At 64.4% G+C, this 20121-nt stretch carries 18 protein-coding genes; 10 read left to right on the forward strand and 8 right to left on the reverse strand.

Going from position 1 to position 20121, the window contains the following annotated elements; genetic code table 11:
- Nucleotides 1-29: 29 nt before the first annotated feature.
- The 4 genes from VFZ97_11745 to VFZ97_11760 all read left to right on the forward strand — a co-directional run bounded on the left by VFZ97_11745 (nucleotide 30) and on the right by VFZ97_11760 (nucleotide 3711).
- The gene (locus VFZ97_11745) at nucleotides 30-599 is read left to right on the forward strand and encodes a hypothetical protein (protein ID HEX6394107.1); all 570 of its coding nucleotides are present in this window, start codon (nucleotides 30-32) and stop codon (nucleotides 597-599) included.
- Nucleotides 600-745: 146 nt separating this feature from the next.
- Entirely contained in the window at nucleotides 746-2542 is a 1797-nt protein-coding gene (locus VFZ97_11750) for an Ig-like domain repeat protein (protein HEX6394108.1), read from the forward strand.
- The gene (locus VFZ97_11755; protein HEX6394109.1) at nucleotides 2542-3024 is read left to right on the forward strand and encodes a hypothetical protein; all 483 of its coding nucleotides are present in this window, start codon (nucleotides 2542-2544) and stop codon (nucleotides 3022-3024) included. Before VFZ97_11750 ends, VFZ97_11755 begins: the two co-directional genes overlap by 1 nt.
- Before the next feature lie 33 nt (nucleotides 3025-3057).
- On the forward strand, nucleotides 3058-3711 hold the full coding sequence (locus VFZ97_11760; protein ID HEX6394110.1) for a hypothetical protein: 654 nt from the start codon (nucleotides 3058-3060) through the stop codon (nucleotides 3709-3711).
- Between the two features lie 621 nt (nucleotides 3712-4332).
- Here the strand turns inward: VFZ97_11760 and VFZ97_11765 are convergent.
- Nucleotides 4333-5610 carry a DUF222 domain-containing protein gene (locus VFZ97_11765; GenBank protein HEX6394111.1) on the reverse strand — a complete coding sequence of 426 codons (1278 nt, stop codon included), beginning with the start codon at nucleotides 5608-5610 and terminating at the stop codon, nucleotides 4333-4335.
- A gap of 175 nt (nucleotides 5611-5785) precedes the next feature.
- On the opposite strand from VFZ97_11765, the gene VFZ97_11770 reads away from it, so the two are divergent.
- A complete protein-coding gene (locus tag VFZ97_11770) occupies nucleotides 5786-6628 on the forward strand; it encodes a hypothetical protein (GenBank protein ID HEX6394112.1) in 843 nt (280 codons plus the stop codon).
- Between the two features lie 22 nt (nucleotides 6629-6650).
- Here VFZ97_11770 and VFZ97_11775 read toward each other — a convergent pair whose 3' ends face one another.
- The 7 genes from VFZ97_11775 to VFZ97_11805 form a co-directional block, all read right to left on the reverse strand.
- Nucleotides 6651-7397, reverse strand: coding sequence for an ABC transporter ATP-binding protein (locus VFZ97_11775; protein ID HEX6394113.1), 747 nt, complete (start codon nucleotides 7395-7397; stop codon nucleotides 6651-6653).
- Complete coding sequence (locus VFZ97_11780) at nucleotides 7390-8232, reverse strand: ABC transporter ATP-binding protein (GenBank protein HEX6394114.1); 843 nt, start codon at nucleotides 8230-8232, stop codon at nucleotides 7390-7392. The genes VFZ97_11775 and VFZ97_11780 overlap by 8 nt, the downstream gene beginning before the upstream one ends.
- A complete protein-coding gene (locus VFZ97_11785) occupies nucleotides 8229-10340 on the reverse strand; it encodes an ABC transporter permease (GenBank protein HEX6394115.1) in 2112 nt (703 codons plus the stop codon). Before VFZ97_11785 ends, VFZ97_11780 begins: the two co-directional genes overlap by 4 nt.
- 4 nt (nucleotides 10341-10344) lie before the next feature.
- Entirely contained in the window at nucleotides 10345-11844 is a 1500-nt protein-coding gene (locus VFZ97_11790) for a hypothetical protein (protein HEX6394116.1), read from the reverse strand.
- Nucleotides 11841-13103 (reverse strand): hypothetical protein, encoded by a 1263-nt coding sequence (locus tag VFZ97_11795; GenBank protein HEX6394117.1) that lies wholly within the window; start codon nucleotides 13101-13103, stop codon nucleotides 11841-11843. The genes VFZ97_11790 and VFZ97_11795 overlap by 4 nt, the downstream gene beginning before the upstream one ends.
- A gap of 167 nt (nucleotides 13104-13270) precedes the next feature.
- Nucleotides 13271-14803, reverse strand: coding sequence for an ABC transporter substrate-binding protein (locus VFZ97_11800; GenBank protein ID HEX6394118.1), 1533 nt, complete (start codon nucleotides 14801-14803; stop codon nucleotides 13271-13273).
- 100 nt (nucleotides 14804-14903) lie between these two features.
- On the reverse strand, nucleotides 14904-15650 hold the full coding sequence (locus VFZ97_11805) for a hypothetical protein (protein HEX6394119.1): 747 nt from the start codon (nucleotides 15648-15650) through the stop codon (nucleotides 14904-14906).
- A 104-nt stretch (nucleotides 15651-15754) separates the two neighbouring features.
- Between VFZ97_11805 and VFZ97_11810 the strand changes: the two genes are divergently transcribed.
- The 5 genes from VFZ97_11810 to VFZ97_11830 are packed head-to-tail and all read left to right on the forward strand — an operon-like array spanning nucleotide 15755 to nucleotide 20118.
- Entirely contained in the window at nucleotides 15755-16447 is a 693-nt protein-coding gene (locus VFZ97_11810) for a helix-turn-helix domain-containing protein (protein ID HEX6394120.1), read from the forward strand.
- Nucleotides 16444-17550 carry a phosphotransferase gene (locus VFZ97_11815; protein ID HEX6394121.1) on the forward strand — a complete coding sequence of 369 codons (1107 nt, stop codon included), beginning with the start codon at nucleotides 16444-16446 and terminating at the stop codon, nucleotides 17548-17550. Before VFZ97_11810 ends, VFZ97_11815 begins: the two co-directional genes overlap by 4 nt.
- Nucleotides 17547-18509: a phosphotransferase family protein gene (locus tag VFZ97_11820; protein ID HEX6394122.1), complete on the forward strand. Its 963-nt coding sequence runs from the start codon at nucleotides 17547-17549 to the stop codon at nucleotides 18507-18509. Before VFZ97_11815 ends, VFZ97_11820 begins: the two co-directional genes overlap by 4 nt.
- The gene (locus VFZ97_11825) at nucleotides 18506-18856 is read left to right on the forward strand and encodes a DUF6285 domain-containing protein (GenBank protein HEX6394123.1); all 351 of its coding nucleotides are present in this window, start codon (nucleotides 18506-18508) and stop codon (nucleotides 18854-18856) included. The genes VFZ97_11820 and VFZ97_11825 overlap by 4 nt, the downstream gene beginning before the upstream one ends.
- Complete coding sequence (locus tag VFZ97_11830; GenBank protein ID HEX6394124.1) at nucleotides 18856-20118, forward strand: acyl-CoA dehydrogenase family protein; 1263 nt, start codon at nucleotides 18856-18858, stop codon at nucleotides 20116-20118. The genes VFZ97_11825 and VFZ97_11830 overlap by 1 nt, the downstream gene beginning before the upstream one ends.
- Nucleotides 20119-20121 lie beyond the last annotated feature (3 nt).

Raw genomic sequence — 20121 nt, forward strand, 5'->3', positions numbered from 1 at the left:
AACCAACTCCCAAGGAGAACATTCAACCAATGAGCAAGTTCAGCAACCTCAAGTTGCGTCACAAGATCGGCGTCGGTGTTGCTACCGGTGCCGCTGTCCTCGGCGCCGCCGGCGGTGGCGCATTCGCTTACTGGGGCTCGTCCGGTAGCGGTACCGGATCGGCTTCGACCGACACTGCGCATTCGAGCCTCACCTACTCCAACACCACGATCAGCGGGCTTGGTCCGGGGGTTGCGGCGGCGACGTTCACCGCCACGGTTGGTAATACCGGGACGCAGAACTCCTATGTGAGCAGCCTCTCGGCCTACCTCACCGTCACCGAAACTGCCAGCGAGATCGCTCTTTGGGGTGATCCCTCCACATCTTCGGCTGGGTCGCAGGGTACCTATTACTGCTCCTCCGCCGACTACACCCTTGACGGCACCGCCGGGACAAGCTCCAGCAGCAAGCAGGCCCTGAACTGGACCGCCCAGGACATCAATCATGGCTCGCAGGCTTCTAACAACGGCACCGACACGGTCGGCTTCAAGGACCTCCCGACCACGGACCAGGACGCTTGCCAGGGCGCAACCGTCACCATCCACTACAGCAGCAACTAGCAACTCGCGTGCCTTCTGGGGGACGGTGCAGGCACCGTCCCCCAGAAGCATCTTCGGTCCGCTGAGGACAGCGACATTCTCCCTTGGTTTCCCCGGGGGATTGTCGGTGATCTCACCAGTTGTTTGCGAGTCGTAGGAGCCTGTGAGTGAGAAAGTCGAGACACATGCGAGGTGCAGTCAAGGTCAGCGTGATGGCGCTGGTCCTTGCCGCGCTTGCTGCGGCTGGCTCCGGTGTGGCTCCCAAGGCTCTACCGAAGTACTCCCTTCTGACCTCCACCGCAGGAGATTTCACCATCCACGGCACTGTTTACCCGTGGCCCTCGTGCGCTGGTGCTAGCCCTGCATCTCTTGCCCCAGGCCGGTCCGATTGTCTACTGCTGTCGGTGACCGACAACTTGCAGGTAGCGATTTCCGTTACCCAGATCACAGCGCAGATCACGTCCGCGGTGTACGCAGATTCGGGCGCGGCACCTAGTCACTGTGTTACCTACCTCAGCCCGAAGTTCACCGCCGCTCCATTGTCATCGCCTAGCTATCCTTATCCCTACAGCTACACCTGGACTGGGCTAACGCTTCACCCGAGTGGCCACAACCAGAGTGATCAGGTCGCTGAGCCGTTCTCGTTCACGGATTTGCCGGCGTCCAATCAGAGCGACTGCGAAGGGGTCAAGTACACCTTCAACTACACAGGCGCCGGTACCTACACCGAGGTCTATGGCACCTCGACAGCGCTCGGCTCCTCTCTGAACCCGTCGGCGTTCGGCCAGCCGGTCACCTACACGGCGACGGTGACGGCCTCGGCTACAGCCAGCCAGGACCCAGTGCCGTCCAGCCCGACCGGCACGGTGACCTTCAAGGACAACGGCGCGACGATCTGCAACGCAGTGGCGGTCACGAGCGCATCGACCACCACGGCCACGGCTTCGTGCGTGGCTCCGGCCAACATGAGCGTCGGCACTCATCCGATCACCGCGGCATATTCGAACAGCGACGGAAACTTCTCCGGCAGCACCTCCTCCACGCTGAACCAGGTGGTCAACCGGGCGACGACATCCACTGCTGTGACGACCTCGCCGAACCCGTCGAACTACGGCCAGTCGGTGACCCTGAACGCTACTGTCACACCCTCATCTGGGCCTGCCCCGGCAGGCTCGGTCAGCTTCTACCTCGGAGCGCCGACCGCCAACCACACACTCATCGGTTCCGGGACGCTCAACGCCTCGGGTAAGGCGACCGTCTCGACCACAACACTCCCCGGCGGCAGCGACAGCCTGTATGCGGTCTACGCCGGCAGCACCAGCGACTCTGGGAGCACCTCGCCGGTCGTCAGCCAGACCGTCAACTTCAGTTCCACTATCAGCGGCAAGAGCAACGGAAACGTGACGGTCGCGTCCGGCCAGGACGTGGCGATCACGTCGACCGGGTCCGTCACCGGCAACATCACCGTGAGCACCGGCGGACGCCTCGACATCCTCGGCGGCAGCGTCGGAGGCAACGTCACCGTCGCTTCGGGTGGTGGCATCAACGTTCAGACCGGCACCATCGGCGGAAGTCTCAATGCCACCAGCCCCAACTACTTCACCGTATGCGGTGCCAAGGTCTCCGGCAACCTGTCGGCGACCGGCTCCACCGCCTTCGCCCTAGTCGGCGACGGCGGCGACGACGGCAGCCCCGCCTGCGCCGGCAACACGATCAGCGGCAACCTCACCCTGACCAACAGCACCGCCGGGGCAGAGATCGGCGGCAACACCGTCTCCGGCGGGATCAGCCTGACCGGCACGACCGGCACGGGACCCAGCACTGAGAACTCCGTTCCTGAGGTTGAGAAGAACACCGTCGGCAGTGGGCTGGCGTGCTCCTCGAATACGCCGGCCCCCACGAGCGACGGGCTGCCCAACAAGGTGTCCGGCAAGAGTTCCGGCCAATGCGTGGCGGGCTTCTGATGTCAACTCTTCGTCGCAGGCAGCGACAACTTGTAGTCAGTCTGGCGGTCGCCGTCGCGGTTCTCGCAATCGGCAGCGGATTGGCCTTCGCCTATTTCAAGTCATCTGGATCCGGCTCAGGCACCGCATCCGTTGGAAACCCGGTAGCCGTCACCGTCGCCGCAGCCACGGCTGCCAACGACCTCTACCCGGGGCAGTCTGGCACCGTTAAGTTCACCCTCAAGAACACCAACTCGTTCACCGCCAACTTCACCTCTGTCACGGGCGCCACGGTCACGTCGGGTAACCCGAGCGGCTGCCCTGCCGGCAACATCGTCGTCGCCACCCTGCCACTGACAATCTCCAAGATCACGGTGACATCAGGTCAAACGACCGGGACGCAAACGATCTCCACCCTGATCTCCATGTCCGGTACGGCCCCCAACGCCTGCCAGGGGGTCGCCTTCACAGTCTCTCTGACCTTGTCAGGGCAGACCTCCTAACCAGTCAAAGAAACCACGAAGGAACGAGTCCTAATGAACCTCCGCAGCCACCGAAACCAAGGTTTGGGCGAGTCCAAGCCCGGCCGCAAGAGCTATCTCCGTCATGTCGTCGCAGGGGGGACCGCCGTTTTAATCCTCTCCGCCGGAGGCATTGCCTGGGCGACTTGGACCAACACCGCCACTGGTAGCTCCGCTGCCGGTGGCGGGACGCTGAGTCTGACGGTCGTGTCCGCTGGCTCCTCGTTCACCAACAAGCTGTTCCCTGGATCCGTCGCTGGTCAAGCCTCAGGTGCCACCGAGGGTGGTGACCTCGTATTGAACGTGACCAATCCGCAGAACTTTGCTGTCAAGATCACCGCGGTCACACAGAACGGCCCGGTGACACAATCGGGTGGTTCGGGTTCGCCAGCTTGCACCAGCGATACTCAGGGCACCGCCAATAGTTCCGGTGGATTCAACATTTCTACCTTTGGCAACAGTGGCGTGTGGATCAGCGCGACGCAACCGACCGGCACGAGCCCCACCGTCTACACAACGTTCACCATAGGTTCGGCGGTCACCGTCGCAGCCAACGCCACCAACACTTCGGTCACCTTGCCGAACGTTGTATCAATGGCGACCAGCTCAGCAAATGGTTGCCAGGGTGCAACCTTCACAATGCCCGTGATCCTCTCGATCAGCATGTAGCAGGAGGAAGAGAAGAATTCAGATCCAGGCTCGACGGGTGGTGGGATCGACCGCGATGAGGTTCTTTCATCACTCGTCCGAGATCGTGCCCTCATACATGAACAGGTTGATATCTAAGACAATGAGCGGAAGACTAGGACACGTTGGAGGCGCCGAACGGAAGTCGTTTGGGCGGTGGTCGAAGTGTGTCGTCACGATCCTTTCGGTCGTAGGCCTTCTCTCCACCGGGGGCGTCGCTTTCGCCGCATGGACCAACAAATCCGGTAGCGGGAACGGCGCCGCGGGCGCGGGTACATTAGGTACGCCAAGTAGCTTTGCTGCGACGTGCCACAGTGGCACCTCTCGTCAAATAGACTTTTCGTGGAGCACGGTGACGAATGCGGGGGGCTACACCATCCTCGACTCGTCGACGCTCAGTGGAACTTATAGCCAATTGCAAACTGTCTCTGGTGGCAGCACAACGAGCGCAAACTCCGGTAACAATCTGAACGCTGGTACGTACTACTTCAAAATTGAGGCAACTACTGGCTCCTGGACCGGCGGCCTATCATCGGCCTCGGGCCCGCGCACGATCGTGCATGTGTCTGGTAACTCGTACACCTGCTCCTAGGAGCGATTCCTTTAACCGGCGCATGGTTGGTGGGTAGTGATCGCTGCTACGACTGGCCGGCGAGGTTGGCTCGTCCCGATGAGCGTCCGGTCAGGCCGGTAGAAGGTCAGAACTCCGTTTGGTTCACCTTCGACGATGTACCCACCCTTATGGATCAGGTCATGATGGTGAGTGCACTGGAGATACCCGTTGGCCACGTCGGTGGGACCACCCTTCGACCACCAGTGGTGATGGTGGATATCGACGAACTGGCGGTGGGTGCAGCCGGGGAACCGGCATATGCCGCCGTCTCTCACGATGATGGCCCGCCTCTGAGCGGTGCTCCATTCCCTGGTCTTGCGACCCAGAGCGAGCGGCTCGCCGCCCTCACCGACCAGGTGAGTAACCGTCGACGCTTCGCAGGCGATCCGATTGGCAAGGTCGTCCTCAATCGGGGTGCCGTCGAGCATGAAGGTATGGCCGTCCTGAACAACTAGATGGACCATGTAACGGTCGGCGCCGGCTATTGGAGGGCCGTCGATGTGCTGAAGAGCGACTCGCGCCATGTCTACGAACGCCCGCGCCATTCGAGTCCACAACGGTGCCTCATCGGCGGGATCGAGTTGGCAGTCCGCAGCTGCGGAATCATCCACAGCCTCGTCGTGTAACCCGCAATCGTCAGCGGGGCTTTCCGCAGCTGCGGACTCGTCCACAGCCGGAGCGGGCCATAGTCCGCTGAAGTTTGACTTGCCAAAGGCATCCGCTCGATCGACAAAGGCACGCACGATGGCGAGCAACTCCTCGATCTCAACTTCGGGCAGCGTTATCTGAAGCGTGGCGGTCCCGTCGCGGTTCGAGCGCACGCCAAGCGTCTGAGGTGGCGCCAGACTCCGGAGCGGCCGCTCCTGGTCGGCGTGCAGCTTGTAGAAGCGCGCCGCCTTTTCTAGATCGGCGACGGTTCCTGCCTCTGCCAGATCTACGAGAGCCTCGTCGACCTCAGGATCCGGATTCTCGATACGGGTGATCACGCGAACAGCCGAGTACGACAGGCTGCCTTCCTGAAATGCCGCAGCGATAATCGGCCGGCGTCGTAGTTCGTGAGCGACTTGGAGCTTCTCGTAGGCGGTGGAACGGGCCATCTTCAACCGCCATGAAAGCCAGTCGACGCACGTGTACTGACCATCTGCAGCCCATTCACCGGTCAAGTCGAACTCCGCCAGGCGCTGGAGCCAGACCGCCTCGCCGCGCTCCATTTCCAACCGATGAGCAACCAGCCACTCACCGGTCCGTTCTTCGAGCAACAAGCTCAAGAGGGACCTCCTAACAACAAACCTCAGAACGCGTGTTCGAAAGTCTACGAAAGGGGTGTGACGACAACGATGGGTCCCAAGACGGAATGTGACGGCACGCCAATCCGGCAATGCGTCATACTCATCGGGTGGACCGGAACAAGGGTTCGCTTGCCTGCGAAACAACGCCTCACCGATGAGCACCTCCGAAGCCGTCCCGACCGGCGTCCAGGCCCAGGCCGGTGCGAGCACGACCGCCCGTCCGCCGCTTCCACCGCCCCTGGTCCACCTCTACCGCCACCCGATCCGGTGGGTCAAGAACAAGGCGATCCTGCTACTCGACGCAATCGTCCTCGCCCACATCGGTGTCCTGGTCGTCGCTGCTCTCTACTTCCTGATAACCCAGACCAATCACGACGTAAAACACTGGTGGGACACGACCGTCACTCCGGCGAGCCTTCGACACGACATTCGCGATGTTGGAGAAGGTGTCCTGGCCTCCTGCTTCGCCCAGGCGATCGTTTGGAACTCGTTTACCCGCAGCCACCTGCGCGCGGGCCACACGCTCCGCGAGTGGAGCAAGAAGTACCACGTCCCGGTAGGCATCCTCTCGGTCGCCGCGGCAACCCTCATCGGTGCCGCGGCCTTCGCGATCGGAGAGCTGATCCTTCACACCGCCGCGGTGCACGCAGCCAACCACAAGGTGACCGGGTCGATCTGGAACCGGACCCTGACGCTATGGAACTCCAACTGGGACAAGAAGGCGCTCGGCTTCGTCGCTGCCCTGGTCGCCCGTCGTCCGCTTCACATCCTCTTCGACAGGACCCAGGCGTATTTCGCCGGGCGGCGGGCCGCGTCGGGCAAACCGTTGCGTTGGTACCACCCGCCGGTGTTCCAGGCCCGGTACAACTACCTGAAGGAGAACCTCCACGAGGTCCGCAGGTATCCGATCCTCCTGAGCGCGGCCCTGACCCTTCTGCTGACTATCGGTGTCGGTCTCGCCGGCTACGGCTACTACATCCTCACCTACAAGGCGTAGACGCGCGAGCGGGAAGCGCGGGCTACAACCGCTCGAGCGCCGACGCCCGCTGTTCCGCCGGCGCGCCCTGTAGGAAGACCGACCTCAGCAAATCGTCCCGCTCGAGCAGGTCAGCGCTCGGACCCTCGAAACGTACCTGGCCGCGTTCGAGGAAGTACGCCCGTTCTGCGACGGACAAGGCGAGGGTCACGTGCTGCTCCACAAGCAGGATCGCCACGCCGCGGTCGTCCCGAAGCCGACGAAGCAACGCGATGAGATCATCGACGACGGCCGGCGCCAGCCCCAGTGAGAGCTCGTCCACCATCAGCAAGCGCGGCGAGGAAACCAGCGCGCGAGCGATCGCCAGCATCTGCTGTTCCCCACCCGACAGCGTTCCGGCCGTCTGCCTGCGCCTTTCGGCCATCCAAGGAAAAAGGGAAGCCGCCTCTTCGACGGCCCTTCCCAGCGAAGACCGTGAAAGCAGATGACCGCCCAGCCGCAGGTTCTCCTCCACGGTCAACGACGACAGAAGCCCCCTTCCACCGGGCACGTGACCCACTCCAGCGCGGACCACCACCTCCGGGGCCGCACCTGCGAGCTCCATGCCATCGAAAGAAATGCTCCCGGCGCCGATGGGGATGATTCCCGACACGGCCTTCAAGATCGTCGACTTGCCGGCGCCGTTCGTGCCGAGCAGGGCGACGATCTCTCCGGGACGCACGCTTACGTCGACTCCGTCGATCACCCGGATCGCGCCGTAGGAGACCTCCAGCCCGCGGACATCAAGCACCGGATGGCACCACCTTCTTGCGGGACCTGCGAGCGGGCCTCGATGACTCTGACCGCCACTGATCACCCAGATAGCTCTCAACGACCGCAGGATTGGAAAGCACGTCCGCCGGCGAACCGGACGCGATGACGGCGCCCTTGGCCATGGCGACGATCCGATCGGACATCTTCAGCACGAACGGCATGTCGTGCTCCACCAACACGATCGACGCCCGCAGATGGGCCCTGACCGACTCGAGGATCGGCGGGAGCGCCTCGACCTCCCGTTGAGCCATCCCGCTGGACGGCTCGTCGAGCAACAACAATCGGGGGCCCAGCGCGACCACGCACGCCAGCTCGCACAACCGCAACATCCCGTACGACAGTTCCTGAACCGGCTTGTCCAGATGAGCTTCGAGCCCGACCAGGACGAGCACGTCCCGCGCCCGATCGGCGATCTCTCGCTCCTCCCGCCGGCCCAGCCCGAACACACTCGACCAGAAGCCGGTGGATGCCCGCGAATGCTGAACCGTCCTCAGGTTGTCGAGGACGGACAAGGATCCGAACAGCCGAGCGTTCTGGAAGGTCCGGCCCACGCCGAGCAGTGCACGATGGTGGGCGGGCAGCGCAGCGAGGTCGACCAACGACCCGTCCGCGGAGCGGAGGACCATCGACCCCCGATCAGGTTGAACGAACCCTGATATGGCGTCGAACGCGGTCGTCTTGCCGGCGCCGTTGGCACCGATCATCCCGACGACCTCCTCGTCGCCGACCGCGAAGCTGACGCCGTCCAACGCCACCACACCGCCGAAACGTTTGGCGATGCCGTCGACTTCCAACAGGGGAGCGGAACTCATCGACCGACCACCGGACTGATGGAAACGGTCTCTGACGCCGGCGATTCGCCGTGTACGGTGGCGCGCCGGCGCACGAACCGCAGCATCGAGGCGATCCCACCGGGGTTGATGATCATCACGAGAATCAGGAGGACGCCCGCGACGATGAGCGACCCCGATCCGGTGCTAGTAGCGCTTGCACGGGATGTGAACACCAGCGGGAGGAGCCCGAAGACTCCCGCCGCCAGCGCGGCGCCCCCGATCGAGCCGATGCCCGCCACGACCGCATAGGCAAGCCAGGTGATCGAGAAGAAGATGTCCGTGTATCCCTGGCCTGGTTGGCCGATGACATACGTGAGCACCGACCCGGCTACCGCTGCGACGGCGCCGGCGAGCACGAATCCGGCGATCTTTGTCCTCGTGGTGTTGATCCCGTAGGCAGAAGCGACGGCTTCCGAGTCGCGGACCGCGAAGAAGGCACGGCCCGGGCGAGTCTTCGACACCCTCCAGCAGAGCAACGTGACAGCCAAGGCGATCGCTGCGAGGCAGTAGTACTCCTCCAACGTCGTCCGCGCGTGCCAGCCGAACAGGTTGACGACTGGAGCTGTGCCGCGACCCAGACTCAGATTTCCGGCGACGAGCCGGGAAGCGCCGTACCCAAACGCCAATGTCGCGATGGCCAGGTACAAGCCTCGCAAGCGCAGCGCGGGGATTCCGATCAGGAGGCTGAACGGCATCGAAAACAACGCTGCGAACACCACGGGAAGCGGGAACGGCAAGTGCAGGCTGTTCGCGCCGATCAACGTCCCGACCCCACCAACAGCGATGAAAGCGCCCTGCGCGAGGCTGATCTGGCCAACCCACCCCGTCAACACGACCAGCGACAGAGCCAGAAGGAAGTACACCAGCCCGATGGTGAAGTCGAGCCCGTACACATCGTGGTTCAGCCCCACCAACGGCCAGCCGAGGAGCACGGCGGCAAGCACAACGCCCAAGCCGCGGCGCACCAGCCGGCCACGACCCTCGTCCACTGACGTCCAATCGAGGCCGAGGGCCGATCGCCAAGATCTCCAGCCCTGAACCGGATCGAAGGCGCGAGCGAGAAGGGGCAGCTGCGACAGCGGCCGCAAGGTGACACCCGAGTCCTCGTCTTCGCGAGAACCTCCGAAGATCCATCTCGGCCGGGATACCAGCACCGCCAACGCCAGGAGCACACTCACCGCCTCAGGCATGCCGGTTTGGCTGAATGTGTGGCCGAGGAAGTGGATGCCGCCTGACGGGTAGTAGGCCTGGACCAGCTCCTGCACGATGCCGAGTCCGATCCCGGCGCCGAAGGCGATCGGCAGCGAGGTCATCCCGCCGATCACTGCGGCGATGAAACCGGCGACCGAGGTCACAGTCAGGTTGGTCGTGTTCAATGTCACCTGCTCCGCCGACAGGAGGATCCCGATCATCCCGGCGAGCATGGTCCCTACGACCCAGGTGAGCACCGACAGGCGCCGCGCCGAAACACCACAGAGTTGGGTGACATCACGGCTCGCCGCGAGAGCCCGGATCGCCAGCCCGGTGCGGGCGTAGCGGAAGAAGGCGAAGATCGCCGCCGCGATCGCGAGGCTGATCAACAGGATCCCGAGCCGCTCGTATGTGAGGTACACACCGAGCACGTGCACCGTGTGCGCTCTCGAGAAAGGCGCTTCGTTGCCCGTAACGAAGCGATCGTTGAGGCCGAAGAGCTTCCCAGATATCCCCGTTATCACCAGGTACAGCGCGACTGAGACGATAATCAGGGCGATGGTGGGGGACTCGGCGAATGGTCGCATGACCAGCCGTTCCACCGCCAGCCCGACGAGCGCCGCGAGGGCGAGGCTGATCGGAACCATCTGCCAGAACTGCGGATGGAAGTGTTCGTGCCAGTTCAGGTGAAAAAACCACGCGTGGATGTGGAGCCCGTAGGTGTGGCCGCCGACGGCCTGATAGTGAAAGAGCGCGATGAACGTCGCGGTCGCCCCGAAAGCAAAGTTCGGAACCCTGGTGGCCTTGAACATCGCCACGATTCCCAGCGCCATGATCGAGTACACGGCCCCGGCGATGGCACCCAGGGCGATAACGGTGGGCAGTGCGAGGCGCATATTCCTACAGCTCCGGGTGTCCGGGAGGAGCGAGAGACACCCGCCACGGTGATACAAGCGCCAGGGCGGCGATGATGAGAAGCCCTCCAACGGCGAGCCCGCCCAGCTCGAGCCCACTCCGCAGTCCGATGAGTGCTCCTGTAACGACGGTCGCCCTCGGAGCAACGGTTGTGGGCGTCAGGCGGGCGGTCACCGCAGGGGCAGGGGGGTTGGACAGCGACGGCGATGCCGGGACCGCAACTCCAGAAGGGGACGCCGATATAGGCGCGGCGAGCCCGGCCGAGTAAGTCGACTGCCCGGTTGACGGCCCGTTGTCGTTGCCCGGGCCGATTCCGAACTGGGGCGCCTGAGTGCTGGCGTGCGCTTCGGTTCCGACGAACCCGAAGAGGATTTGCAGGATCAGCGGCTTGAAGTTGGTCGTGTTGATGGATTCGGGAACGACACAACGAATCACCAGGCCCGCCGCGGTGGATCCAGCGTCGGTTCCGTCAGGGTTTACGCGGTTCGGCAACGGCGGGCGCGCGAAGAGAGGACCCTGAGGATATGTGGAGGGGCTCGAAAGGACGGTCAGCTCGCAACCGACCGACGAAGCCACCTGGTTGAACGAAGCTACGAGGGGTTGAGCAGAGTCGACCGGTACGGGAGGAGAGGAACCGAGGCTCACTCCCTTGGATCCGAGAGAGATGGCCGCGCCACCGATTTCGAGATCGCTGACGCTGACGTCGGCGTGCGTCGATGCGCTCCCCGGCCTTCCCCCGACGGCCGTCCACCCGGTCGCGGAAACATGGGATACCTGCAACATCCCCGGTATCGAGAAGCTGGTCGCTTCGGCATCGGCCGACATCCGTGCGGTGCCTGTCGTTGCGTCCGGTGCCAACGATGCGTGCCCCTCTGTGGCTCCGTTGATCCCGAGAGGCAAGGCGGAAACGCCCAGGGTCTGAAGTTCGTTCGAATTGGTGACGCCGGCGTTTCCGCCGATCTGCGCCGAGTAGGCGAGTGCCGTAGCACTCGGGCCCTCGCGGCACGTGACCTCCGACTGCGCTGTCTGCTGATCCGAGCCTTGAAGCGGGTAGCTCTGCGCCGCCGTGCTCGCCGGCGGGAAGTTGCAGGCAGCTTGTGGGTCCTGCGCGTATTGGTGCCCGTCTCCGGTCGGATCCGCAAGCTTGGGGCCGGTGACGGCACCGAGTAGGTCCACCGCCGCCTGCGCCTTGGAGATGCCTTCGTCGGAGTTGACTTCGCCGGACATGCTCGGGATGTCGCCCGAACCAGCAGGCAATGGTTCGTCGGCTTCGATCCGAATCGCAACCGCCTGGACATCCCCGGCGAAGCTGGCCGGAACCGACGGCGGGGTCACGTCAGAGGCACGCACCTCAGGCGCCGCGGCTCGGGTTCCTGCCGATCCGGGTGGCGAGCTTGGAGTCGCCGCCATCGCTGCGCCGGCAGATGCAGCGAGAGCGATAGCGATAGCCGCGAGGGCGAGCCCTACGCGGTGCCGGCGAGTCATACGCGAACGGCTCCCGAACCAACCGCGCCGGTGTCCACCTCGCCGGCCTCGTTCAAGGCTCCCGCAACTGCTCCAAGGCCGAATCCGGCAATCCCAGCCAGGAAGCTGGTTACCGCTCGGAACGTGACCGCCGCGGCGACCGGCGGTGGATGGGGGATTGCGTGACCGAGAAGGTTCAGCGCGATGAGTTCGGCGATCATGAAGTACAGCAGCCCCTGAGCACCAAGGCGGACCTTTGCGGGCAGGCGAAGGCGATCCGGCACCAGCAAGCGGCCCGCCTGCCAATCGGTGCGCCCAGACTGGCGACCGAGGACGTAAAGCAGACCCCCCGTGATGATCACCGAACCGAAGATGTCGGAGCTCAGAGTCTTGGTGGAGACCCCGAAGCGGTAGGCGCTCCACGCCAGACCGGCGTTCACCACCGTCGTGGAGAGGGCGAAGGGCAGGGCACCGATAAGCCAGACTCGGCGAAGCATCCCGACTGGTTGTTCCGAGCGGACCACAAGCCCGTACGCGCGGCGCCCCGCTAACAGGATTCCCCGCTTGCGGCCGAACGCGGATGCAACAGAAACAGAGGTCGCGCCGGCCGCGGCGGCCCATGCCCACAGCAGCCAGAACCCGACCGGCCTTCCGAGCATGGCGAACGAGAGAAGCCCCAGAACCGCTGCCGCGGTGATACCTGCCGTCGCGCCAGCCTGCGCAGCTACCTGCCAACGCGCTCGCGGTGCGGAAAGCAGGTCGGTGGGATCCGTGCCTGCCACCTCGGAGCGAAGCGGATGCACGGTGCGTTGGCCCTGGTCGTCCTCGCCCCCGATCAGACCGGCAGGGTACGCGACCGCCGCTCCCAAGCCCGCAAGCGCAGCGCAGAACCCGATGAGAAACCCGAAGCTCACTTGGTGATGCGGAGCGTGAAGAACGGCGAGGTGGCAGAAGTAGCCGATGGCAGCCGCTAGCACCACAGCGCTGGTCGCGGTGGAGAGAAGCAGGTAGTCCTCGACGCGCCACGGTGCATTGACGATCGCGAGACCCCGGCTCCTGCGCTCCTCCACACGTACCTGGATGCCGACGGGACCGCTCAAGACCACACTCCGAACTCCCTCCGGGCTCAGGGCCGGAGGAATCAGGATGTCGGAACCTCGCGACTTGGCCCGCTCGAGCAGCGAATCGAGGTCGTCGGTCACCGCGCTGAGAGAAAGGACCGGCTGCGCGTCGTCGGGACTATCGACCAGCGTGACGTTCAGCCGGCTCGCCCGTGTCAACCCCGTCCACCCGAGAGGGCCCTGCTGGGGTAACGGCGGTTGGAGCCCGACCGTCTCGCACCATACGTCGAGGTCTCGCTGCCAGCCCGGAGCGGAAATGGTTAGCCCGGTCAACCTGGCGCGTCCGGATCTTTGCCTCCGCCACCCGGTGGCCGGAAGCGCCAAGCTCACGGTTCGGCCTGCCTGCAGGTGTACAGCGGGTTGGTCGAGGCTGGCTTGTCAACCAAGAAGGGCTGGAAAGGAGATGCCTGATAGAACTCGTAGTCGCTGGAGTTACTTGGGTTCTGGCGGACCTGCAGGTAGTAGAAGCTGCCCAAGCCGACGTGGCAGTTGGGCCGGAATGTGTAGTGGGGTTCCTGACTGTCGGACGGATTCAGGAACGACGGCACCCAGTCGGTGAAGGTGTTCAGTACCGAGCGGAGTCGCTGCCGGGTGATGTCGCTGCCGAGTTGCTGGATACCCGACGCCATTAGCCACGCAGCCGTGTACATGCCTGCAGTCGGCGACGAAACGGCCTCTACCTGCGGGTTGACATTGTGGACGGCTTGCAGGTACGTCGGGTTTCCGTAGATGGGAGCGAACGCGTCGACCGCCCACATGCCGGCGGAGTAGGCGCCGATTCCCTGCGGCGTCGCGGGAACTCCGATCAGGTATCCGCCCCAGCCTTTGGCGGGTTTGTAATTCTCCTCTTGAGCCGACAGAACGCAGGGGATGGTGTGGCCGACGTCGAGTTCGAAGTCGATGAAGTCGACTCCCTGCGTCGAGGCCTTGGTCATGCCGTCGGTGCAGTCGCTCTGGGTCGGTTGCATCGACTCGGTGAATGCGACGGATATCCCGAGTGATTGAAAGTCCCCTGCAACCGTCTGGGCGTACGCGTCGGTGTAATTGCCGCCGCCCGCGTTGAGGTAGAAGATCGCCGCCTTCTTTGCGCCCATCTGGGCCGCCTTTTCGGCGATGGCGATGGATCCGGAGCGTTGAGGGCCGCCCGTGGCAAACCACCAAGGGTTGATGAACTCTTCGTCGAACTGCCCCTCGGTGAAGACCGGGACTCCTTGAGAAGCCACGTACTGGCCCAGTTGTCCCGGGGCGTAGATCATGGTCAAGGCGAAGACGTGGTCGACTTCCACGAGGCGCTTCGTGTTGGCGAGCTGCTTGGCGGGATCCGCCCCGTCGTCATAGAGGATCAGCTTGAACTTCCGCCCGTTGACCCCTCCTTGCGAGTTGATGACGTTGAGAGCGGCCTGGAGGCCGGTCGCCAGTTGATCCCCGTAGACCGCGGCGGGTCCGGACAGGAACGTTGAACCGCCGACGGTTATCGATGTGTCGGTGACCCCCGGGTCGTAGACCGCCTGACTTCCGGAAGCCCCGGCGACTGCAGGACCGGATCCAATCCTGGGGCCCGATCCCGATGACGACGACGAGCTCGCAGACGCTGCCGAGACCGCACCGGCCGCTCCAGAACCACTCGAAGCGCCGGAGCCGCCGGCCGACTCGTTGGCGCCCGGCGATTGCGACGATGAACCGCTGTTCGACACCACGCCAGGCCCAACCACAAGGTGCCGCGCCCCACGATCGCGATCGAGCCGATTCTGCCCAGCGGCTGCAGACACAGCCACCAGAACCGCCACCAACACACCGATCACGGCAAGCGCCGAGGCGCGTTTCGCTCCTTCTCGCGTGGTGAAGCTGGTTGGTGTCATGCTCCTGGACCACCCCCACGGCCCGCGTCCCTCAGCGTTCGAGCCAATCTAAGACCTGAATCATCGCTCAGGTCAAGTCCGATTCGCGAAGTTCCCGGGCTCAGACAGCGTGAGCGATCTCGCTGAGGTAGGTCGCCAGTTCGCTGAGCGCACTTGACTGCCCCGCGGCGGTCAGTCCGGCGGCACGGGAGGCCCGATTGGCCTCGTCCGCGATCAGCTGCGACAAGCGGCGACGTACTTCCGGTCCGCCGGTGACCGGGGGATTTGGCCTTGCGACCGATGCCTGTGGCGCCGGCGCGAGCGGCGGACCGGGGGCAAGCCCCTCGGCGGTCCAATCGGGGACCGGCGACGGCAGCTCGACCTTCGCGCCCGATAGCCCCCCGGAAACGAGGCTCTGTCCGGTCAGGACCCGTCCCTGGTCGAACACCCGGTCGCCGAGCACCCGCAGCCGTTCAGCGAGAAGGGCGACCTGGCGCCGGAGGTCCGTCGTTGCTAAATCGAGGCTCGCCTCATCCGCCTGCGCCGAAGCGACATAGAGATTCATCGATGCCAGATAGAGGGAATCGACCAACGGCTGGCCTGGAAACTGGGGCAGCTTGCTCACGCCATCGCGCGCACGGATCGTCACTGCCAGAGTGGTTGCAAGCTCCGGCCGGTAATCAGAAGCGCTCAAGGTGTCCTGCTCCCACTCCGACGCCTCCTGGGCCATGACCGGCACTCGCTGCGCCATCGGCGTTATCGCCGCCGCAGTAGCCCTCTGCCAGTCCACTATCCGCGGGGAAGTGCCGCCGGCGTTGTCGCCGCGACATGCCGAAAGCCCGACCGCCGTGAGGACTGCCAAGGCCACCACCGACCCTTGCAGCGCCCGACTGAGTCTGGTAGAGGTTTCTGACATGAACGCGGCTTCAGGTTACAACGGGCGGCGATGACGGGCCTGATGCCCAACGCTCGATGAAGCAGAGGCGGTCGGTAGACGAACTGGCAAAGGCGATACTCCGAGCAGCCGAGGCTGCGCTCGCCCCGGAGGATGTGCGCTTCGAACGCGGGTCCGAACGGCCTTTGGGACACAAAGGGCGCCGGACGCGAACGACCATTCTGAAGGCGGCCGCGGACGTTTTCCAGCAGGCGGGCTGGAACCGAGCGAGCATCGCCGCGATCGCCGACCGGGCTGGAGTCGGTGTCGGGACCGTCTACCAGTACTTCCGCTCGAAAGAGGAGATGGTCGCCGCCATCGTCGGCGAGTGGACGGTGAGATCGCTGACCGAGGTCAAGGCCTGGAACCCGGAGGAAGGGATTGACGGTCTGCGCCGGCTCATCCACCGGTTCGTGACTATCTACGCCACGACCGCCGGTTTCCAGCAACTTTGGGAAGAGGTCAGCCTGGTGGATCCCGCGCTCGGGAGGCTGCGCGACGACGTAACAGAGCTGTTCGTCAACTTGTTCGCCGAATCGTTCGTGGCAGCGTCGAAAGCTCGCATTCTCGACGCCGGCCCGGATCCGGTGGAAACCTCGCGCGCAGTGAACGCAATGATCGAGCGCTACTGCCTTCAGGTGTTCGTGCGCCATACGAGAACGGTGACTCCCAACCAGGCCGCGGACCTGTTGACCGATCTGGTATTCGGAGCTCTTCGGGTGAAGGCATGACTTCCCTGGCCCCGGACCGCTCGGGTCTTCCGATTGCTGAGGCGCCGGACCAGCTCACTGAGGGCTGGATGACCGATGCCCTGCGATGGGCCGGAGTCATCTCCGACCAAGTCGGGGTGAGCCAGGTCACTCACGAAATGATCGGGACCGGCCAGATGTCGGGCAGCGCCCGGCTAACCCTTCGCTACGACCGGCCCACGACAGCCCCTTCGACCATCATCGCCAAGCTTCCGTCGGCCGATCCGACCAGCCGTGCCACGGCGCTCGCCCTGGGCAGCTACGAGAACGAAGTGCGCTTCTACCAGCAGATCGCCCCCCGCGTGGAGATCCGCACGCCGCGCGTCTTCTACGCCGACATCGACGTGGCCACCGCGGCGTTTGTCCTGTTGCTCGAGGATCTGCATCCCGCCCGCACCGGGGATCAGCTTGCCGGTTGCGACCTGCAAGAAGCGAGGGTTGCGATCGACGAGCTCGTAGGACTCCATGCCCCGGTGTGGGGAGATCCCTGGCTCGAGCAGTTGCCGTGGCTCCATCGCGACCGTGCGCAGCAGCAGATGTTCTTGCTCGGTCTGCTTCCGCAGCTGTGGTCTGGATTCAACGACCGATACCGAGACCGGCTCGGGCCGGACGTACGAAGCGCGGGCGGCGTCCTCTTCGAACGACTCGACGCGTACGTGCATGCAGACACTGAGCCGTGGACAGTGGTCCATGGTGATTACCGGCTCGACAACCTGCTCTTCAACCCTGACACTACGAAGGTCGCGGTCGTGGACTGGCAAACATGTACTCACGGACCGGCGATGCAGGACGTCGCCTACTTCATAGGGGCCGGTCTGATGCCCGACACGCGACGAGAAGCAGAGCATGACCTGGTCGGGCGCTACCACCGGGGTCTCCTGGCCGCGGGGATCGGTAGCTACGACTGGGACCGGTGCTGGCACGACTACCGCCGGCTGACCTGGGCAGGCCTGGTCATGGCCGTCGCAGCATCGATGCTCGTCGAACAGACCGACCGCGGTGACGAGATGTTCATGGCGATGGCTCAACGTCACGCCCGCCACGCGCTGGACCTGGGCGCCGACCGGCTTCTGCGAGCCCAATGACCGACCTCGCCGGCGACCCCCGGCCGCTCCAGGAAGTTCTTGAGAAGGCGCTGGGTCCGCACCCGTCGCCGCCCGCCAACCTTCTGCGCCTCTCCGCCGGTGCCACCAGCGCGATCTGGTCGTTCGAATACGGGGACCCTCCTACGGGCTACATCCTCCGTGTCGCCGCGCAGGGGTCCAACCGGGTTCCGATAAGCACCGAGGCGGCGGCGATGGAAGCAGCACGGTCGGCGGGGGTTCCCGTGCCTCCCATCTTGACCGCCGGTGACGATTCCGACCCCTTCGGGCGCCCGTACATGATCATGCAACGGATCGAGGGCGAGACTCTGGCCCGCCACATATTGAGGGACGAGGAGTTCGCCGGGGCACGAACCAACTTCGCGGGCCAGTGCGGTCGGATCCTTGCCCGCCTGCGGACCACCGATCAGCAGGACGTTCCGGGACTTGCCTACGACGACCAGCTGGACCGATGGACCGAGATCCTTCGGCTCACCGACGCACCCGTACCGACATTCGAGTGGGCGCTGCGCTATCTCCAACGCGAACGACCACCGGAAAACGACCCGACCGTCGTTCACGGCGATTTCCGGCTCGGCAACCTCATCGTCGGGCCGGAAGGCGTCAGGGCGGTGCTCGACTGGGAGCTTGTCCACCTGGGAGATCCCATGGAGGATCTCGGCTGGCTGTGCGCCCGCCCGTGGCGTTTTCGGGGACCCAAGCCGGTCGGCGGGATGGGGGAGTACACCGATCTTCTCGACGCTTACGAAAAGGAAAGCGGCATCCAGGTGGACATCGACCAGCTGCGATGGTGGGAGGTCTTCGCCACGCTTCGCTGGGGGATCATCTGCCTGCTACAGGCCGCGAGGCATCTGACCGGTTCGGAGCGATCGGTCGAGCTGGCGACCATAGGGAGGCGCGTCGCTGAGACCGAACTCGACCTGCTGGACTGCGTCCCGTGAGCGATGAACCCTACGGGGTCCCAGCCGCAGCCGAGCTCGTCGAAGCAGCGGTCGAGTTTTTGGAAAAAGACGTCGCCGGTGAGCTGTCGGGCCGGCGCCGTTTCCACCTGCGGGTCGCGGTCAACGCGCTGAACATCGTGAAGCGGCAGCTCGAACTCAACGACGCGCACGCATCAGTCCGTGAACGGGCCCTGTCAAGCGTTGGGGTCACATCCGAACGGGAGCTGGCCGGCGCGATCCGAGCCGGCGAGCTGGACGGCAACGAGGAGCTCCGCGGCGCATTACGGACGCTCGTAACTGCGCGCCTGCAAGTCAACAACCCCACCTACCTGGAGACCTATACCTAATGGACTTCACCCTGCCGAAGGACCTGGTCGACTACCTGGCCGAGCTCGACGATTTCATCGAGCGGGAGATCAAGCCGCTCGAACAGCAGGATGACAACATCCGCTTCTTCGACCACCGTCGCGAGGACGCCAGGACCGACTGGGAGAGGGGCGGCCTACCTAACCAGCAGTGGGAGCTCCTGCTGGCCGAGGCGCGCCGCCGTGCAGACTCGGCAGGTCACTACCGCTACGCGTTCCCCGCCGAGTACGGCGGACGCGACGGAACCAATCTGGGAATGGCGGTGATCCGCGAGCATCTCGCCACCAAGGGGCTGGGCCTGCACAACGACCTGCAGAATGAGCACTCCATCGTGGGGAACAACGTCGGGCTGCTGCTGATGATCAACTACGGAAGCGAAGAGCAGAAGTCCGAGTGGATCGACGACCTCGCCGCGGGCAGGCGTGGTTTCGCGTTCGGGATCACCGAGCCGAACCACGGTTCGGACGCGACCTACATGGAGACGAACGCCCGGCGCGAAGGCAACGAATGGATCATCAACGGCGAGAAGACGTGGAACACGGGCATACACCACGCCGGCCACGATCTCGTCTTCGCCAGGACGTCCGGCAACCCGGGCGACGGCCGGGGCATCACCGGGTTCCTGGTTCCGACCGATTCGCCCGGGTTCAAGATCGAGGAATTCCTCTGGACGTTCAACATGCCCACCGACCACGGTCGGATTTCCCTGACCAACGTTCGGGTCCCCCACAGCGCGATTCTGGGCGACGAAGGGCGCGGCCTCGCGGTCGTGCAGCACTTCTTCAACGAGAACCGTATCCGCCAAGCGGCGTCGAGCCTCGGCGCGGCGCAGTACTGCATAAGCGAGTCGGTCGAATACGCAAGGGAGCGCAAGCCGTTCGGCAAGCCGCTCGCCGAGAACCAAGGGATCCAGTTCCCGCTCGTCGAGTTACAGACCCAGTGCGAGATGCTGCGGGCCCTGATCCACAAGACCGCGTGGCTTATGGACGCCGAAGGGGCTTTCTCACAGTCCCAGCAGGTTTCGATGTGCAACTACTGGTCCAACCGGCTCTGCTGCGAGGCGGCGGACCGTGCCATGCAGGTCCACGGCGGCCTTGGGTACTCCAGGCACAAGCCGTTCGAGCACATCTACCGCCACCATCGCCGCTACCGCATAACCGAGGGAGCCGAGGAGATCCAGATGCGCAGGGTCGCCGGCTACATGTTCGGCTTCATGGGCCAGAGGGAGCCCAAAGGCGTCTAGCCA

The organism is Acidimicrobiales bacterium (genome assembly GCA_036378675.1).
Taxonomy (GTDB): Bacteria; Actinomycetota; Acidimicrobiia; order Acidimicrobiales; family Palsa-688; genus DASUWA01.

What these genes read in the sequence shown, in the direction of transcription:
- VFZ97_11745 (HEX6394107.1), top strand. Translation starts at nt 30, where the DNA reads ATGAGCAAGTTCAGCAACCTCAAGTTGCGTCACAAGATCGGCGTCGGT.
- VFZ97_11755 (HEX6394109.1), top strand. Translation starts at nt 2,542, where the DNA reads ATGTCAACTCTTCGTCGCAGGCAGCGACAACTTGTAGTCAGTCTGGCG.
- VFZ97_11760 (HEX6394110.1), top strand. Translation starts at nt 3,058, where the DNA reads ATGAACCTCCGCAGCCACCGAAACCAAGGTTTGGGCGAGTCCAAGCCC.
- VFZ97_11770 (HEX6394112.1), top strand. Translation starts at nt 5,786, where the DNA reads ATGAGCACCTCCGAAGCCGTCCCGACCGGCGTCCAGGCCCAGGCCGGT.
- VFZ97_11780 (HEX6394114.1), bottom strand. Translation starts at nt 8,232, where the DNA reads ATGAGTTCCGCTCCCCTGTTGGAAGTCGACGGCATCGCCAAACGTTTC.
- VFZ97_11785 (HEX6394115.1), bottom strand. Translation starts at nt 10,340, where the DNA reads ATGCGCCTCGCACTGCCCACCGTTATCGCCCTGGGTGCCATCGCCGGG.
- VFZ97_11790 (HEX6394116.1), bottom strand. Translation starts at nt 11,844, where the DNA reads ATGACTCGCCGGCACCGCGTAGGGCTCGCCCTCGCGGCTATCGCTATC.
- VFZ97_11800 (HEX6394118.1), bottom strand. Translation starts at nt 14,803, where the DNA reads ATGACACCAACCAGCTTCACCACGCGAGAAGGAGCGAAACGCGCCTCG.
- VFZ97_11810 (HEX6394120.1), top strand. Translation starts at nt 15,755, where the DNA reads ATGAAGCAGAGGCGGTCGGTAGACGAACTGGCAAAGGCGATACTCCGA.
- VFZ97_11815 (HEX6394121.1), top strand. Translation starts at nt 16,444, where the DNA reads ATGACTTCCCTGGCCCCGGACCGCTCGGGTCTTCCGATTGCTGAGGCG.
- VFZ97_11820 (HEX6394122.1), top strand. Translation starts at nt 17,547, where the DNA reads ATGACCGACCTCGCCGGCGACCCCCGGCCGCTCCAGGAAGTTCTTGAG.
- VFZ97_11830 (HEX6394124.1), top strand. Translation starts at nt 18,856, where the DNA reads ATGGACTTCACCCTGCCGAAGGACCTGGTCGACTACCTGGCCGAGCTC.